Below are 16,719 nucleotides of genomic sequence, written 5' to 3' on the forward strand. Positions count from 1 at the left end.
ATGAGCACCCCGCAGAACCCGCCCGGGAGGTCCGGCCGGCCGGCCGGCCAGGACCCCGACCTTGGGCCCCCGCCTGAACCCGCAGGCCGCCACCGGGCGGCGCAGCCTTCCGCCATGCTGCGTTTTGCCGATCACGCGGCCGGTGCCTGCGCGGACCTGCTGGCCCTGGCCGTCCCGGTGGACTGCGTGGCCTGCGGAGCAGAGGACCACACCCTGTGCGTTCCATGCCAACGCCGCCTCCGGCTCCTGACCAGGCAACCGTTCAGGGCGGAGTCCGGCGCGCCCGCCCTGATGGACGTGGACGGGGCGGTACTGCTGCCGGTGGTTGCCGCAGGCGTCTACCGCGAGGAACTGGCACAATCGCTCCTTTCCTTCAAGCGGCACGGTCAGCATCAACTGCGGGAGTGCTTGGCCCGGGCCCTGGCAGGGGCGGTGCAGGCAGCGGTCCCGCACGACGCCGGAGGAACCGCCCTGGTGCCTGTGCCCACCAGCACGGCCGCCTACCTGAGCCGTGGCTTCAGTCCCGTCCACCTCCTCCTTGCGGCTGCGGGGCGGCAGCTCCCCGGGATGGTGGTCGCCAACGTGCTCGCCAAGTCACGCACGGCGGCGGGCTGGCCGCCCCGACCGCTGCGTGGTCTGTCCGGCGGCGGCCAAAAAGGACTCGGGCGGGGCGCCCGGGCCAGCCGCGTCCGGGGTTCCATGCGGGTACGCCGGGCGGGCGTCGCGGGTCTCCGCTGCATCATCGTCGACGACGTCCTGACCACCGGGGCAACCCTGTCCGAGGCTGCCCGGGCACTGCACGCCGGAGGGGCCAAAGTGTCCGGAGCGGTGGTGCTGGCTGCCGCCCGGCCGCCGGATGCCGCCGTCGCCGGCCAGATCGGGGTGGGCAGGGCGCCCTTGCGTGCCGAGGCTGCCGGCCCGGAAAAAATAAACCAAGAAAAGATGAATAACGCGTGGCGATGAACTAACGTCGGTGATGGGTACAAAGAACAGAATGTACCTTTCGATGGCGGCTCGGAGAGGGGCTCGACTGTCAGGCAGATCGGCCCAGGGATGTTCCGCCGTCGTGTCACCGAAGTCATTTGGAGGGCACCATGGAGTTTATGATCAGCGGACGAAATCTGACGGTTTCAGACCGGTTCCGTGAATACGCCGGGGAAAAGATTTCAAAGATCGAATCGCTGGGGGATAAGGTCCAGCGCGTCGACGCGAAAGTGTCCAAGGAGACCAATGCCCGGCAGACCGGCGACCAGCTGACTGTCGAAGTGACGGTGCTGGGCAGGGGGCCCGTGATCCGCGCCGAAGCGAGCGCCGCTGACAAGTTCGCAGCATTCGACCTGGCCTACAACAAGCTGCTGGAACGGCTTCGCCGTGCCAAGGACCGCAAGAAGGTCCACCACGGGCGCCACACGCCCAAGGCCGTCCGCGAAGCAACTGCTTCCCTTGAGCCCGCCAGTACCCAGGAGCCGCTGTACCTTGAAGCGAGCCACCGCAATGACGCAGCTGCGGCCCCGGCAGAGAAATCACCCTACGACGTGGACAATGACATTCCGGCCGGCGATTCGCCCGTTCTGATCCGCCGGAAGGTCTTCCCGGCTGCCTCGCTGTCCCTGGATGATGCCGTGGACAACATGGAACTTGTGGGCCACGACTTCTACCTGTTCGTCGACAAGGCCACGAACACTCCCTCGGTGGTCTACCGCCGCCGTGGCTGGACCTACGGCGTGATCACCCTGGACCACGAATGCGAGCCGGGAGACACCGTCGTAGAAGAAAAGATCCTCGCCTACCGTTCGGATGACGCCGCCGCGAACGCCTAGGGTGGCGTAACCCGCTCAAGAGAGGACTGATGTGCCCGCAAAGCTGAGCCTGAACCAGGCCCGGCGGATCGCGTTGGCAGCCCAGGGACTCGACAAGGTACGGCCCGCCGGCCCCGTGACAGCACGGGCGGTGGGCCGTACCTTTGCCCGGCTCCAGCTGGTCCAGATTGATTCCGTCAACGTCCTGGCGCGGAGCCACTTCCTCCCGTTTTTCTCCAGGTTAGGGCCGTATGACCGCTCCATCCTGCAGCGGATGGCCGGTAGCCACCCCCGCCGGATGATGGAGTACTGGGCGCACGAAGCCAGTTTTATCCGGCCGGGACATTACCGGGATCTGCTCCTGTGGCAGAAGCGTGAATGGGTGGGCGCAGGACGGTTGAACCCGGAGGTGCGGGACTCCGTCGCCGCAGGAATCCTCGGCGTCCTGGAACGGTCCCGGCCCCTCACTGCCTCTGAACTCACTGCCCGGCTGGGGCATGTCGAAACCGAACCTGCCGACGGCTGGGGCTGGAAATGGAACACGGTCAAGAGGGTTCTGGAGCACCTGTTTGAAGCAGGCGTGGTGGCGGCAGCGTCCCGGACGGAACAGTTCGAGCGGAGGTATACCCTGGCTGAACGCATCATGCCTCCACTGGACACCGCCGCCCCCCTTGACCGGGCCGAGGCGCTCCATCGGCTCGTGGAGGCGGCAGCACAGGCGCATGGGATCGGCACGGTACGCTGCTTCGCCGACTATTTCCGTACGCCTGTGAAGGCCACGGCGGAGTCTGTGGATTTCCTGGTGGGCAGGGGAGTTTTGGAACCTGTGGCAGTGGAGGGATGGAACCGTCTTGTCTTCCGGCACGTTGCGGCACGGCTGCCCCGGCGCGCGGAGGGCCGCGCGCTCCTGAGCCCCTTCGACTCCGCGGTGTTCGAACGGCGCCGGCTGGAGGAACTGTTCGGGTTCCACTACCGGATTGAGATCTACACGCCGCAGCATAAGAGGCGCTTTGGATACTACGTCCTGCCGTTCCTGCTTCGGGCCACCATGGTGGCCCGCGTTGACCTGAAGGCGGACCGGCAGGGAGGTCGCCTGCTGGTGAGATCGGCGTTTGCCGAGCCGCACGCACCGGCGGACACCGCCGTCGAACTCGCTGCTGAACTGGCGTTGATGGCAGGCTGGCTGGGACTCGACGCGGTGGAGGTCCATCCGATGGGGGACCTTTCCGGTGCCTTGGCCAGGGTTGTGGCGGGCTCCTGACCGGTTCTTCGCTCTCAGGGAAACCTGCCCCTGAACGGTGGCATGTGCGGCGGGTCTCTCCCGTAGACTAAAAACGCCAGAATTCGGCGGCATCAGACTGGGAGCATCTTCACGTGGCATCACTTATCGAAAAACTTCTCCGCACGGGTGACAAGAAAACACTCCGGCAGCTGAGGAATTATGCCGACTCCATCAATGCCCTTGAGGATTCCTTTAAGACATTCACGGATGCCGAGCTCCGCGCCGAGACTGGCCGGTTGCGTGCGCGGCACCAGGACGGCGAGAAGCTGGAGGACCTGCTCCCGGAAGCGTTTGCTGCCGTCCGGGAAGCGTCATCCAGGACCTTGGGAATGCGGCACTTCGATGTCCAGCTGATGGGTGGCGCCGCCCTCCACCTTGGCAACATCGCGGAAATGAAGACCGGTGAAGGCAAGACCCTGGTGGCCACCGCTCCGGCCTACCTGAACGCGCTTTCGGGCAAGGGAGTTCACGTGGTCACGGTGAACGACTACCTTGCCGAATACCAGTCGGATCTTATGGGCCGTGTCTACCGTTTCCTGGGCCTCACCAGCGGCTGCATCCTGTCCAACCAGGACCCGTCCGTCCGCCGCCAGCAGTACGCCGCAGACATTACGTATGGCACCAACAACGAGTTCGGCTTCGATTACCTGCGCGACAACATGGCGTGGGACAAGAACGAGTTGGTGCAGCGCGGCCACAACTTCGCGATCGTCGATGAAGTGGACTCGATCCTGATCGACGAGGCCCGGACGCCGCTGATTATCTCCGGCCCCGCGCAGGGTGACACCAACCGCTGGTACAGCGAATTTGCCAAGGTGGTGCTGCGCCTCCAGCCCGGAGCCGACTACGAGGTGGACGAGAAGAAGCGTACTGTCGGTGTCCTTGAAAGCGGAATCGAAAAGGTCGAGGACTACCTGGGCATCCACAACCTCTACGAGTCCGCCAACACTCCGCTGATCGGCTTCCTCAACAACGCCATCAAGGCCAAGGAGCTCTTCAAGCGGGATAAGGACTACGTCATCCTGGACGGCGAAGTCCTCATCGTTGACGAGCACACCGGCCGCATCCTGGCCGGCCGCCGCTACAACGAGGGCATGCACCAAGCCATCGAGGCCAAGGAAGGCGTGGAGATCAAGGCGGAGAACCAGACGCTGGCAACCGTCACTCTGCAGAACTACTTCCGTATGTACAACAAGCTTTCAGGAATGACCGGTACGGCCGAGACCGAGGCCGCGGAGTTCATGAGCACCTACAAGCTGGGCGTGGTGGCCATCCCCACCAACCGCGACATGCAGCGGATCGACCAACCGGACCTGGTGTTCAAGAACGAAACCGTGAAGTTCGACGCCGTGGTGCGCGACATCGCCGAACGGCACGCCAAGGGCCAGCCGGTCCTGGTGGGTACCACCAGCGTCGAGAAAAGCGAATACCTCTCAGGGCTGCTTGCCAAGGAAGGCGTCCGCCACGAGGTCCTGAACGCAAAGAACCACGCCCGGGAAGCGGCCATCGTGGCCCAGGCCGGGCGTAAGGGTGCGGTGACCGTGGCGACCAACATGGCCGGCCGCGGTACGGACATCATGCTGGGTGGCAATGCGGAATTCACCGCGGTCGCTGAACTCGCCAAGCGGGGGCTTGATCCGGAAGAGAACTCGGAAGAGTACGAGGCCGCGTGGCCGGCAGCCCTGGAAGCCGCCAAGCAGTCGGTCAAGGACGAACACGAGGAAGTCCTGAACCTGGGCGGGCTCTACGTCCTGGGTACAGAGCGGCACGAGTCCCGCCGCATCGACAATCAGCTTCGGGGCCGGTCGGGCCGCCAGGGCGACCCCGGTGAGTCCCGGTTCTACCTGTCGCTGACCGATGACCTGATGCGGCTCTTCAACTCAGGCGCCGCCGAGCGCCTGATGAACAGTTCCGTCCCCGACGACGTGGCACTGGAATCCAAGCTGGTGTCCCGGGCCATCGCTTCCGCGCAGGGCCAGGTGGAGGGACGCAACGCCGAGCAGCGCAAGAACGTGCTGAAGTACGACGACGTCCTGAACCGGCAGCGCGAAGCTATCTACAGCGACCGCCGGAGGATCCTGGAAGGCGATGACCTGCATGAGAAGGTGCAGTTCTTCGTGGAGGACACCATCTCCGCACTCATCGACGCCGCCACGGTGGAGGGCAACGGAGATGACTGGGACTTCCAGCAGCTGTGGACCAACCTCAAGACGCTGTACCCGGTCAGCATCACGCCGGAGGAGCTCATTGAAGAAGCGGGGGGCAAGTCGAGGCTTACGGCGGAGTTCCTCAAGGAGGAAATCCTCTCCGACGCACGCTTGGTCTACCAGGCCCGCGAAGAGGCCCTCGGTTCGGAAAGCATGCGTGAACTGGAACGCCGGGTTGTGCTGTCCGTCATCGGCCGCAAGTGGCAGGAACACCTCTACGAGATGGACTACCTGAAGGAAGGGATCGGGCTTCGTGCCATGGCCCAGCGCGACCCGCTGGTGGAGTACCAGCGCGAAGGGTTCGTGATGTTCCAGAGCATGATGGAGGCCATCCGCGAAGAGAGCGTCGGATTCCTGTTCAACCTCGAAGTCGAAGTGACCCCGGCCCGCGATGTCGTGGTGCAGGACGCCGCGGGCGCGCACACCGAGCATGTTGAACCGCAGGTCCGGGCAGCCGGGCTGGAGGCTCCTGAGAAGCCTGCACAGCTGCAGTACACGGCTCCCAGCGAGAGCGGCGGAGCCCAGACCCGCGTGGAGACCCGTTCGTCGGGGTCCGGCCGGTCCGGCAATCCAGCGAAGGCTGCCGCACAGGACGCCGCCAAGCGGGCCAGGAAAAAGCGGAACTGACCTGACTAGCCAACGACGAGTTCGGTGACCCGCCAGACCTGCCTGTTCCGTTCCAGGCGGACAGCGACTGCGCGGGCGCGGACATCGTCCACGACTACGGCGCTGGCTTCGTAGACTCCCTCCGACACTTCACAGACCCGGACCGACCCGACACTGGAGTTACGGTGCAGCCGTGCAAGGACCGGGTTGGCCGTGCGTGTTGCCTCGCGGCGGATCAGGGCCGCCCTGTGCTGCAGGGTGGCCAGGCACCGCGGATCAAGCCGCCGTGCCAGTTGGTGGACGGGCCGGATACCGGCCAGCACCTCCATTGCCGCTTGGACCGTACCCCGCGTGATGGCACGGATCTCGGAAGAATCGTCGCTGGGAGTTGCTGTTTGACTCTGCGGCCGGGGTCTTGCCTGCTGTCCGGCCTTCTTCCCCAGCCCCTGTGCATTCTGGATCGGTGTTACTGCGGTCATGGGGTTCCCCTTGTCGGTGACGTGGTTGATGACTGCCTGTATGTGGTTGGTGCGGTGCCGCTGGGGTCAACGGCTCGATGGGGCCTGGAGGACCTGCCCGGGCATGAGCACATCGGGGTTCAGCCCGATAAGGCTTCGATTTGCCTGATACCAGCGCGGCCAGTGAAGTGCCACGTCCACATCGGAAGCTCCCGGTCCAAGGTCCCTTTTCGCGATGTCCCACAGGGTGTCCCCGGCCAGCACAGTCACTTCTTCACTTCGCCCATGCGGAGCGGTGTCCGCCTGAAGTCCGGCGCGGATACCCGGCGGCGCCAGCAGGCCAGGGCCCGTCACAGGCGCCGATGGCCGCCACTGTGGATCGAGGCGTGAAGGATCTCCCTCCGGGCGGGACATCGCAGTACCGGCCGGTGCCGAGACTTCCGTCCGGGTTGGCATCCACTCCGGCCCCGGCGCCATGGCGGCGTGAACCGCCGGGCCGGAAAGAAGCTGGAGCGAGAGCAGAGCGAGGATGAGCCGTCGCATGAAGGCCGGCGAGAACCGCCGGGCGGCCGCGGCGGCGCGGCCCTTACCGCAACGCTCCAGGATGATGGCGGCTGCGGACCATGCCATCGACAGCACCCACCAAGACATCACGGCGGCGCCTGCTGCCGAGGCCAGGGCACCGAGGGCATCTGCTTCGCCGGGCCACTGCAGGGTATCCAGCGCCACCGCGGAACGTCCGGGACCGGCACCGAGCTTCCACCTGTCCACGGTGGCCTTGCCGGAGAACACAAGGACAGCCCCAAGGAGCAGGATGGCGGCAGACATCGCCACGTCAGAAGCCAGGGAAACCTTTGAGTCAGGCTCAGTCATTTCAACCCCTTTGATGCAGTTTGATGCTGTTTGATGAACTTGGACCAAGTGTGAACTGTTTCCGTAAGTTTTGTCCATACGCTGGAGGCAAATACTTTGCCGCGTTGACCCCGGAGACCGCCGGGACCTACGCTGTGCGAATGCGCTGGGATGCCCTTTTTGCTGACTTGGAAAGCCAGATGACGGAACAGGACCACCTGGTCCTGGATGCGGAAGTCAGTGACCGCGTACGTGCGGAGCTGGTGGGAATCGGTATCGTGGACCGTCTGCGCGGGTCCGTGAACTGCCGGCTCACGGTGTACCTGCTGTGCGGGGAAGCGGTCCATGGAGTTCTGCGGCATGCGGGTGCGGACGCCATGGTCCTAGACGAGGGAAAGCACCAGGTTCTCGTGCCGTACATGTCGGTGGCGCACTACTCCGGGCTTGGCCGGCTGGCGCCGGGGGAGAGGTCCGGAGTGAAAAGGCGGCTGGGTCTCGCCCACGCGCTAAGGGGCCTGGCCCGGGACCGTGCCGGGCTTTCAGTGACCGTTGGCGCCGGCGCGCCGTCCATCCGCCTTGACGGGGTCATCGACAGGGTAGGTGCGGACTATTTCGATCTTGCGCTCGTGGCGCCCGGCGAGGTGCGACGGAAGGCACACGTACAGCAGGTCTCCACGGTCCCGTTTACGGCCGTCTCGCTGGTCAGGTCGAGGGTGGGCGGGGCGCTCTAGAAGTTTGGGTGTTCCGGGAACCGGCAGTGCGGACGCCTACGTCAGACCGACTTGGCCTTTGACGCCTGGATAATGCGGCTGGCTTCGGCGTAGCGCTCTTCGATGTACTGTTCAAGCATTTTTTCCTCGACCCGCCACTGGCCCCTCCCGCCCACCTGGATGGCCTTCAGCTCGCCGCTGCGGACCAGCGCGTACGCCGCCGGCGCATTGATCTGAAGCTGCTCGGCTACATCCGCGAGTGTTAGGAACCTGGGCATAAACCCATTTTGCCATCGATAGACCCCAAATGCGGGCGTTATCCACAGATTGGCAATATTTTCCCTCGTGACTTTTGTTCCCGAGCCCTTGCCGCAACAATGAGGGTGCCGGCCCACGAGGGCACGCCGGCGTAGTGGAGGGGGAAGAAACGTCATGGGTCCTGAATCGTCTGTCGCTGCGGCCCGGTTGAAGCGGCCGTCATGGAAGGATCCGCGCCTCGTTGTCGGCATCTTGCTGGTCCTGGCCAGCGTGGCGGGCGTCATCAGCCTTCTCTCCGGAGCGGACCGTACTACCGAGGTTTTCGCCGCCAGAAACAGCATCGGGGTGGGCGAACGGATCACCGCAGAGAACCTGATCCGAACCAAAGTGCGCCTGGGTGAAACCGAACAGCACTACATTACGGCAGCCTCAGGCTTGCCGGAAAATGCCGTGGCCATCCAGCGGATTGGCAAGGACCAGTTGGTGCCGCGAACGAGCCTGGGCGTCGTTGACGCCCTCGACCGCAAGCCGGTGGCGCTGACCGTTTCGGAAGCCCTGCCGGCCCAGGCCGTGGCTGGGGCCCGTGTCGATGTCTGGGTGGCCCAGCCCGATGCCCGCAATGGTTTCAACGAACCGAGACTTCTGCTCCCGGGCGCTGAAATCGCGGAGGCCGTGGAATACCTGACCGGGCAGCGGCATGATTCGGCCAGCTCGATGGCGGATACCGCAGCGTCCTTGACGACGGTACCTGCGGACCCGCGCGAGGAGCCGGACGGTCCGGGCCCGGGGCGGATTATTGCCCTGTGGGGACCCGCCGGAAGCCCAGGCCGCACTACTCTTGCCGTTAATGTCGCGGGCGAGCTTGCCGCTGAAGGAAAAGACGTCATTCTGGTGGATGCCGACAGTTACGGTGCCAGCGTTGCTGCGGTGCTTGGGCTGCTGGACGAGTCCGCGGGGCTGGCCCAGGCCTGCCGGCTGGCAGACCAGGGAGTCCTTGATGCGGCAGCCCTTGCGGGGATAGCAGCTCCGGTGGCCACAGCGCTGGGCAGGTTTCGGGTCCTTACGGGTATTACCAGGGCGGACCGGTGGACAGAACTCCGGGCGCCTGCGCTGGCCGTGGTCCTCGAGCGCGCCCGCCAGGTGGCCGACGTCGTGGTGGTTGACACAGGGTTTTGCCTTGAGGCCGACGAGGAACTTAGTTTCGACACCATGGCGCCGCGCAGGAACGCGGCGACGCTCCGCTCGCTCGAGCTTGCGGACACGTTGTTCGCCATAGGAGCAGCCGATCCGGTGGGGGTTCCGCGGCTGGTCCGCGCACTGGCCGAGCTGGAAGCAGCCGTCCCGCAGGCCTCGCCGGTAGTGGTCATGAACAAGGTCCGGGCCTCGTCAGTCGGCCGTGGGCCGGAAAGACAGCTGCAGGACGCCTGGCACCGCTATGGACCGGAGGCCGCCATCCATGCCTTCCTGCCCTTCGACGGCCCGGCGGCCGACGCCGCCCTGCTCGGAGGTTCACTCCTGCTGGAATGCGCGCCTGACTCCGGGCTGCGGCACGCCATTAGGAATCTCGTTTGTGCACCTGCCCAGCAAAATCGCAAATCCTCTGTATTTTCTTCCACCGCAGGCCGGAGGGCGAAGGACTAGGCTCGACCTATGAGCTGCGACGGTGCAGCGGATTTCTCATATGGAGGCGTGTGTCGATGTCGTCTGGATCCAGCGTGGAGGATCAGCCCTTGTCCCCGGCAGACCTGGAAGGGTTCATGGGGGACTATTATCAGCATCTTGCCGAAGAAGACGCGCGCAGCTACCCGAGGGAAGTGCTGGTCAACCGGGCCAAGAACCACCAGGCGGTCGCCGCGGAGCGCCTGCCCGGCCAGGAAAAGCTTGCCATTGTGGACGAGGAAGACAGCAGCGTCGTCTACGTCGTGACAGATGACATGCCGTTCCTGGTTGACTCCGTCAACGCCGAACTTGTCCGCCAGCATGCAGCGATCCGCCTGGTGGTCCACCCGCTCATTGTTGCCCGGCGCAACCGGTCCACGGGTGAGCTGGTCAAGGTCAGCCGGGTCCCGGCCCACCTCGGCATCTCCAGCGGAGACACTGCAGCCATGCCGAATATTTCGCACCTTATCGCGCAGGGCGAGGACGCGTCGCACATGGAGTCGTGGATCGCCGTCGAAATCAACCGCGTGTCCAACGAAGCCAAGGAATCCCTCCTTGAGGGCTTAAAGAGCGTGCTGGAGGATGTCCGGGCCGCCGTGGAGGACTGGCCCAAGATGCGCCATAAGGCGCTCGCGATCGCCGAAAGCCTTGACCAGGTGGCCCATCCTGGGCAGATTGCGGAACTGCGGCAGGCCCAGGATCTGCTTCGTTGGCTGGACGACGGAAACTTCACGTTCCTCGGCTACCGCGAATACGACCTGGTCAACGTGGACGGCGAAGACGTTCTGGAGTTGCGGGAGGAAAGCGGCCTCGGGCTGTTGCGGCCCTCCACGGAGTCGCCCCACATCCAGCACCTGACGGACACAGGCCGGAAGAAGGCGCGCGAAAAACGGGCGCTGGTCATCACGAAGGCGAACTCTCGCTCCACGGTGCACCGCTCCGCCTACCTCGACTACATCGGAGTGAAAAGCTTCGACCAGGCCGGGAACGTCAACGGCGAGCGCCGGTTCATCGGCCTCTTCGCCACCAGCGCCTACACGGGGTCCGTCCGGGATGTTCCCATCGTCCGGGACAAGGTTGACGCCGTCCTTCGCAGCGCGGGCTTCCCGCCGGACTCGCATTCCGGAAAGGACCTCCTGGGGATCCTGGAGACGTACCCCCGCGACGAGCTGTTCCAGATTGAGATTCCCGATCTGGCCGCCACGGCCCTGGGCATCCAGAAGCTCCAGGAACGCCGCCGCACCCGGCTGTTCCTCCGGCCGGACATCTACGGACGCTTCATGTCCGCGCTCGTCTATCTGCCGCGCGACCGGTACACCACCAACGTCCGGCTCCGGATCGAGCAGGAACTGCGCGAAACATTCCAGGCGGTATCCATCGATTACGAAGCGCGCATGACAGAGTCCGCGCTGGCCCGTCTGTTTTTCCGCATCCGCCTGCCTAAGAACGCAGATATCAGCCATGTAAATACGGATGACCTTGAAGCGCGGCTGGTCAGGGCGGCCCGGTCATGGAGCGAGGGCATCGCAGAAGTCCTGCGTCAGCGCGCGGACATTCCCAATGCCAAGGAGCTCGCCGCGATCTGGTCCGAAGCGTTCCCGGCCAGTTACCGGGTGGACTACGAGGTGGAAGACGCACTGGAGGATATCGCTCGATTTGAAGAACACGGCGCGGCGGCCGAGCGGGTGGAGGGGACTCCGCAGGACCGGCCAGGACTGCATGTCTACCTGCCCGAAGGTGCCGGTGCCACGCTGGAAGAGGACGCACGCGTCAAGCTCTACATGCTCGAACCCAAAAGCCTGAGCCAGATCCTTCCTTTCTTCCATAACCTTGGCCTCGAGGTGCTGGACGAACGCCCGTTCGAAATCGAGACGTCTGACGGCCGGGACTTTTTCCTTTACGACCTCGGCCTGAAGTATCCCGTCAAGGTGGACCCGGTGACCACCGGGCCGCTCCTTTCGGACTCGTTCGGTGCCGCGGTCACCGGTGCCGCCGAATCGGACAGCTTCGACAGGCTGGCACTGCGGGAAGGGCTGCACTGGCGGCAGATCGCCATGTTGCGCGCCTACGCCCGGTACATGCGGCAGATGGGAAACACCAATTCGTTCGGGTTCATGGCGGATACGCTGCTGGCCAACCCCGAAGTGACCAAGGGGCTGACGGCGCTCTTCGCCGCCCGGTTCGACCCGGCTCTCGATGCCGAGGAACGGGCACACGCACAGGGTGAAGTGCGCGCCGGGCTCACCGCCGCCATCGAGAAAGTTCCCACGCTCGACGCCGACCGCGTCCTCCGCACCTTCGTCAACCTCATCGAATCCACCCTGCGGACGAATTTCTATCAGGACAGGCCGCACCTGAGCTTCAAGCTGGATCCCGCCAAGATCGAGGGACTCCCGTTCCCCCGGCCGATGTTCGAGATCTGGGTGTACTCCCCGCGCGTGGAAGGCGCTCACCTCCGCTTCGGCAAGGTGGCCCGCGGCGGCCTGCGCTGGTCCGACCGGCGCGAGGATTTCCGCACTGAAGTCCTGGGCCTGGTCAAGGCACAGACCGTGAAGAACGCCGTGATCGTTCCCACCGGTGCCAAGGGCGGGTTCTTCGCCAAGCGCCTGCCGGATCCCACCGTTGACCGGGCCGCCTGGATGGCGGAGGGCGTGGAAAGCTACAAGACCTTCATTCGCGGGCTGCTGGACATCACCGACAACCTGCTTACGGAAGGCGGGAGCGAAAGGCTCGTGCCGCCGTCGAACGTTGTGCGCCATGACGGAGACGATTCCTATCTGGTGGTGGCTGCAGACAAGGGGACGGCAACGTTCTCCGACATCGCCAACGGGCTCGCAGCCGAGTATGGGTTCTGGCTCGGCGACGCTTTTGCATCTGGCGGATCTGTGGGCTACGACCATAAGGCGATGGGCATTACCGCGCGCGGCGCCTGGGAATCGGTCAAGCGGCACTTCAGCGAACTGGACCTGGACACGCAGACCCAGCCGTTCACCGTGGTGGGCGTTGGTGATATGTCCGGTGACGTCTTTGGCAACGGCATGCTGCTCTCCCGCCACATCCGCCTCCTCGCTGCGTTCGACCACCGCCATATCTTCCTGGACCCGTCGCCGGACGAGGAAGCTTCCTTCGCCGAGCGGCAGCGTCTCTTCGAGCTGCCCCGTTCCTCCTGGGACGACTACAACAAGGCGCTGATCAGCGAGGGCGGCGGAGTTTTCTCCCGTCAGTCCAAATCCATTCCGTTGTCTCCGCAGGTCTGCACGGCACTGGGACTGCCCGCCGGGACGAAGGAAATGAGCCCGCCGGAACTGCTCCGGGCCATCCTGCTGGCACCCGCGGACCTGCTCTACAACGGCGGCATCGGGACCTACGTCAAAGCAAGTACGGAAAGCCACGCCTCAGTGGGGGACAAGGCCAACGATGCCATCCGCGTTGACGGCAAAGACCTGCGGGTCAAGGTGGTGGGCGAAGGCGGAAACCTGGGCCTCACCCAGCGCGGCCGTATCGAAGCTGCCCTCCAGGGAGTCATCCTCAACACGGACGCCATCGACAACTCGGCCGGCGTGGACTGTTCCGACCACGAGGTCAACATCAAGATCTTCGTGGACCGGATGGTCGCGGCCGGGAAACTGTCCGCCGAGGAGCGTCCCGGGTTCCTCGCGTCCATGACCGATGAAGTGGCGCGCTTGGTGCTTGAGGACAACATCGACCAGAACATCCTGCTGCTCAACGACCGGACGCGCGTTGCCGAGTGGAGCCCCAGCTACGAGCGGCTGATGGACTGGCTGGACAAGACAGCCGGGCTGAAGCGTGACCTGGAAGCGCTGCCGAGCACCGAAGAGTTGAGGGAGAGGCTGCACCAGGGGCAGGGACTGACCTCACCCGAGCTCTCCGTGCTGGCTGCCTATGCGAAGATCGAGCTCGCCACCGCGCTGCGGAACAGCGACCTCGCGGATGATCCCTGGTTCCGGCAGACCCTGCGCAGCTACTTCCCGGCGCAGCTGCGCGAACGTTTTGATGCCGAGCTGGATACGCACCCGCTGCGCCGCGAGATCATCGCCACCGTCGTGGCCAACGACATGATTAACCTTGGTGGCATCACCTTTGCCTTCCGCGTCATGGAGGAAACGTCGGCCAGTGAGGTGGCGGTGGCCAAGGCGTTCGTGGCGCTCCGCGAGGTGTACGAGCTGGACATTATGGTGGCGGAGCTCAACAGCCTTCCGGCGTCGTTCCCCACTGAGCACTGGAGCGCGGTCCACCTCGATATCCGGCGGCTCCTCGACCGTGCAGTCCGTTGGCTCCTTGGCCAAGGGGGCGCGTCACGCCCCATCGCCGAGGTGGTGGATGAGTTCAAGCCGCTCATGGATCCGATGCGGGCAAAGCTCTTGGACTACCTCAAGGGGGACGACCACGAACGTGTGGCCGGATGGCTGGACAAGGCGCGCGAGTGGGAACTTCCGGAGGACCTTGCCTTCCGCTGGGCGGAGCTCTTCGAAAGCTATGTGCTCCTTGACATCGCCAAGATCGCGCGCGCCCGCCAGGAGCCCGTTGAGGAGATCGCTGCCGTCTACTACACCGTCTTCAACCGGTTCCATGTCGACTCGCTGCTCGAACGGATCAGCAGCCTGCCGCGGCAGGACCGCTGGCAGGCGCTGGCCCGGGCCGCATTGCGGGATGACCTGTACTCCACCATTTCGGACATGACGACGGCGGTGCTGGACGCCACCGAGCCGGCTGACTCGCCGGAGGCGCGGCTCCAGGACTGGGAGGCCCAGAACGCTGAACAGCTGGGCCGTGCCAAGACGATGTTTGACGAGGTCAACTCACTCGAAGCGGACGATATGGCGTCACTGTCGGTAGCATTGAGGCTCTTGAGGTCAATCGTCCGACGCTAGCCAGCCGGCGTCGCAACTGGAGGTGCAGTGGCAATCTTTACGGACCCCATCAGGGAACACGCTGATTTCGGGCCCGGCGATGCTGAGTGGCTGCACCTCCTGGTGGGGGACTGGCAGATGGTTGCGGACCTGGCGTTCGCCGACCTTGCATTGTGGTTTCCGCATCCGGACCTGGGCTACGTTGCCCTGGCGCACGTCCGTCCCTCCACCACGCACACAGTGTTCCACGGGGACTTCGTTGGTGAAGGGATCCGTTCGGACCTGAAGCCCCTGGTGGACAAGGCGTGGGAGAGCAAGGTTATCGAGCGTTCCAGTGAAACGAACTGGAGCAGCGACATGGCGCTGCGCGTGGAAGCCGTGCCGATGGTCCGGAACGGGCGGACCCTCGCGGTGGTCACCACGCACATGGACCTGTCCAGTTCGCGAATGCCCTCGAGGCTCGAGCTCACCTACCGCCAGTGCGCCTACGATCTGCTTCGCATGGGCACGCTGGGCCTCTGGCCCGACTTCGCCTCTCCCACCGGTTCACGCCGCGGTGCTCCCCGTGTGGGGGATGGGCTGATCCGGCTGGATGCCGAGGGTATCGTCCAGTACGCCAGCCCCAATGGCGTTTCGGCGTTCCGCCGGCTGGGTGACGGCGAATCGTTGGAAGGCCGCTCACTCGCAGAGGTCACGGCTGGTCTGTTGAAGGACCGCCGCATGGTCGATGAGACACTTCCCCTGGTGGTGACGGGCCGGATGCCGTGGCGCAGCGAGATAGAGTCGCGCGGAGTCAGCCTGTCCCTCCGCGCCATTCCCCTGCGGGATGAGCAACAGCGCTTCGGTGCTTTGGTCCTGTGCCGCGATGTGTCCGAGCTGCGGCGCCGCGAGATGGAGCTGGTTACCAAGGATGCCACGATCCGGGAGATCCACCACAGGGTTAAGAACAACCTGCAGACGGTGGCCGCGCTGCTGCGCATGCAGTCGCGGCGCATGGTGAGCGAAGAAGCCAAACAGGGCCTTGAGCAGGCCATGCGGCGAGTGGCCACCATCGCACTCGTCCACGAGACCCTGTCGCAGGGCCTGGCCCAAAGCGTTGACTTCGACGAGCTGATCGGGCGGCAGTTCAGGCTTTCGGCCGAGGTGGCGTCACCGTCCCAGCAGGTACGGACTGAGAGGTCCGGCAAGTTCGGCGAGCTCCCCAGCGACTTCGCCACCCCGCTGGCGCTGGTCATTAACGAATTGGTTACTAACGCTGTGGAGCATGGCCTCGAGGGCCGGGCCGGAACCGTATGGCTGCTTGCGGACCGGTCGGACGGCGAAGACGGCGAAGAACTGACCGTGACCATTGCCGACGACGGCGTGGGACTCCCGGACACCCCCCACGTTGAGGGGCTGGGGCTGCAGATTGTGCGCACCCTGGTGACCAGCGAATTGGGCGGTACCATCCAGTGGCAGCCACGCGAGGGTGGCGGCACTGCGGTGCAGATCAGGCTGAGCCTGGCGGGCAAGTAACGCTGCGGACTCCACGCGACGCACGGATACGGGAAAGCCCCGCATTCCCTTTGGGGGAGTGCGGGGCTTCGTTATATGGATCGTGTTGGCCCGGGTAGTGGCGCCTCAAGCGCTGCCGGGACTTTAGGGTTTAGGAGGCGCGGCGGGCGCGGGCTGCGCGGCGCTTTAGGGCGCGGCGCTCGTCTTCGCTCATCCCGCCCCAGACACCGGCATCCTGGCCGGACTCAAGGGCCCACTGGAGGCAGGTGTCCACCACGGGGCAGCGCCGGCATACGCTCTTGGCCTCTTCGATTTGCAGGAGTGCTGGCCCCGTATTTCCCACAGGGAAAAACAGTTCCGGGTCCTTATCGAGGCACGCTGCGCGGTTACGCCAATCCATGCTGATCAGTTGCTCCATTTCTGGGAAGTGCTCTTTGTGAAATTATTCACTAGTGGCTACAAAGGAAAAGGGCCCTGCGGGGCCCCCTTGGTCATCTGAATCAAGCCTGTCATGTTAACGCTG

12 protein-coding genes are annotated in these 16,719 nt (G+C 64.8%); 8 read left to right on the forward strand and 4 right to left on the reverse strand.

Features of this window, described 5'->3' with window-relative positions:
* The 4 genes from ACFWIX_RS04355 to secA all read left to right on the forward strand — a co-directional run bounded on the left by ACFWIX_RS04355 (position 1) and on the right by secA (position 5,915).
* Positions 1-963: a ComF family protein gene (locus tag ACFWIX_RS04355; protein ID WP_377214855.1), complete on the forward strand. Its 963-nt coding sequence runs from the start codon at positions 1-3 to the stop codon at positions 961-963.
* A 131-nt stretch (positions 964-1,094) separates the two neighbouring features.
* Complete coding sequence (gene hpf / locus ACFWIX_RS04360) at positions 1,095-1,820, forward strand: ribosome hibernation-promoting factor, HPF/YfiA family (RefSeq protein ID WP_377214856.1); 726 nt, start codon at positions 1,095-1,097, stop codon at positions 1,818-1,820.
* Positions 1,821-1,851: 31 nt separating this feature from the next.
* A complete protein-coding gene (locus tag ACFWIX_RS04365; RefSeq protein ID WP_377214857.1) occupies positions 1,852-3,060 on the forward strand; it encodes a winged helix-turn-helix domain-containing protein in 1,209 nt (402 codons plus the stop codon).
* 113 nt (positions 3,061-3,173) lie between these two features.
* Positions 3,174-5,915 (forward strand): preprotein translocase subunit SecA, encoded by a 2,742-nt coding sequence (gene secA, locus ACFWIX_RS04370; RefSeq protein WP_377214858.1) that lies wholly within the window; start codon positions 3,174-3,176, stop codon positions 5,913-5,915.
* Positions 5,916-5,920: 5 nt separating this feature from the next.
* Here secA and ACFWIX_RS04375 read toward each other — a convergent pair whose 3' ends face one another.
* Together ACFWIX_RS04375 and ACFWIX_RS04380 are read right to left on the reverse strand one after the other, a co-directional pair.
* Complete coding sequence (locus tag ACFWIX_RS04375) at positions 5,921-6,373, reverse strand: Rv3235 family protein (RefSeq protein ID WP_377214859.1); 453 nt, start codon at positions 6,371-6,373, stop codon at positions 5,921-5,923.
* A gap of 66 nt (positions 6,374-6,439) precedes the next feature.
* Complete coding sequence (locus ACFWIX_RS04380) at positions 6,440-7,225, reverse strand: LysM peptidoglycan-binding domain-containing protein (protein WP_377214860.1); 786 nt, start codon at positions 7,223-7,225, stop codon at positions 6,440-6,442.
* 179 nt (positions 7,226-7,404) lie between these two features.
* Here ACFWIX_RS04380 and ACFWIX_RS04385 point away from each other — a divergent pair, with 179 nt between their 5' ends.
* Positions 7,405-7,935: a hypothetical protein gene (locus ACFWIX_RS04385; protein WP_377214861.1), complete on the forward strand. Its 531-nt coding sequence runs from the start codon at positions 7,405-7,407 to the stop codon at positions 7,933-7,935.
* 41 nt (positions 7,936-7,976) lie between these two features.
* Here ACFWIX_RS04385 and ACFWIX_RS04390 read toward each other — a convergent pair whose 3' ends face one another.
* Positions 7,977-8,192 (reverse strand): helix-turn-helix domain-containing protein, encoded by a 216-nt coding sequence (locus tag ACFWIX_RS04390; RefSeq protein WP_377214862.1) that lies wholly within the window; start codon positions 8,190-8,192, stop codon positions 7,977-7,979.
* Between the two features lie 154 nt (positions 8,193-8,346).
* On the opposite strand from ACFWIX_RS04390, the gene ACFWIX_RS04395 reads away from it, so the two are divergent.
* Genes ACFWIX_RS04395 through ACFWIX_RS04405 form a run of 3 tightly spaced genes read left to right on the forward strand, consistent with a single transcriptional unit; the run spans position 8,347 to position 16,217 of the window.
* Positions 8,347-9,813, forward strand: coding sequence for a CpaE family protein (locus ACFWIX_RS04395; protein ID WP_377214863.1), 1,467 nt, complete (start codon positions 8,347-8,349; stop codon positions 9,811-9,813).
* Between the two features lie 56 nt (positions 9,814-9,869).
* On the forward strand, positions 9,870-14,723 hold the full coding sequence (locus tag ACFWIX_RS04400; protein WP_377214864.1) for an NAD-glutamate dehydrogenase: 4,854 nt from the start codon (positions 9,870-9,872) through the stop codon (positions 14,721-14,723).
* 27 nt (positions 14,724-14,750) lie between these two features.
* Entirely contained in the window at positions 14,751-16,217 is a 1,467-nt protein-coding gene (locus tag ACFWIX_RS04405; RefSeq protein ID WP_377214865.1) for a sensor histidine kinase, read from the forward strand.
* A 130-nt stretch (positions 16,218-16,347) separates the two neighbouring features.
* On the opposite strand, the gene ACFWIX_RS04410 is transcribed toward ACFWIX_RS04405, so the two are convergent.
* Positions 16,348-16,596 (reverse strand): WhiB family transcriptional regulator, encoded by a 249-nt coding sequence (locus ACFWIX_RS04410; protein ID WP_003804966.1) that lies wholly within the window; start codon positions 16,594-16,596, stop codon positions 16,348-16,350.
* Positions 16,597-16,719 lie beyond the last annotated feature (123 nt).

This window comes from Pseudarthrobacter sp. NPDC058362, from assembly GCF_042723515.1.
Classification (GTDB): Bacteria; Actinomycetota; Actinomycetes; order Actinomycetales; family Micrococcaceae; genus Arthrobacter.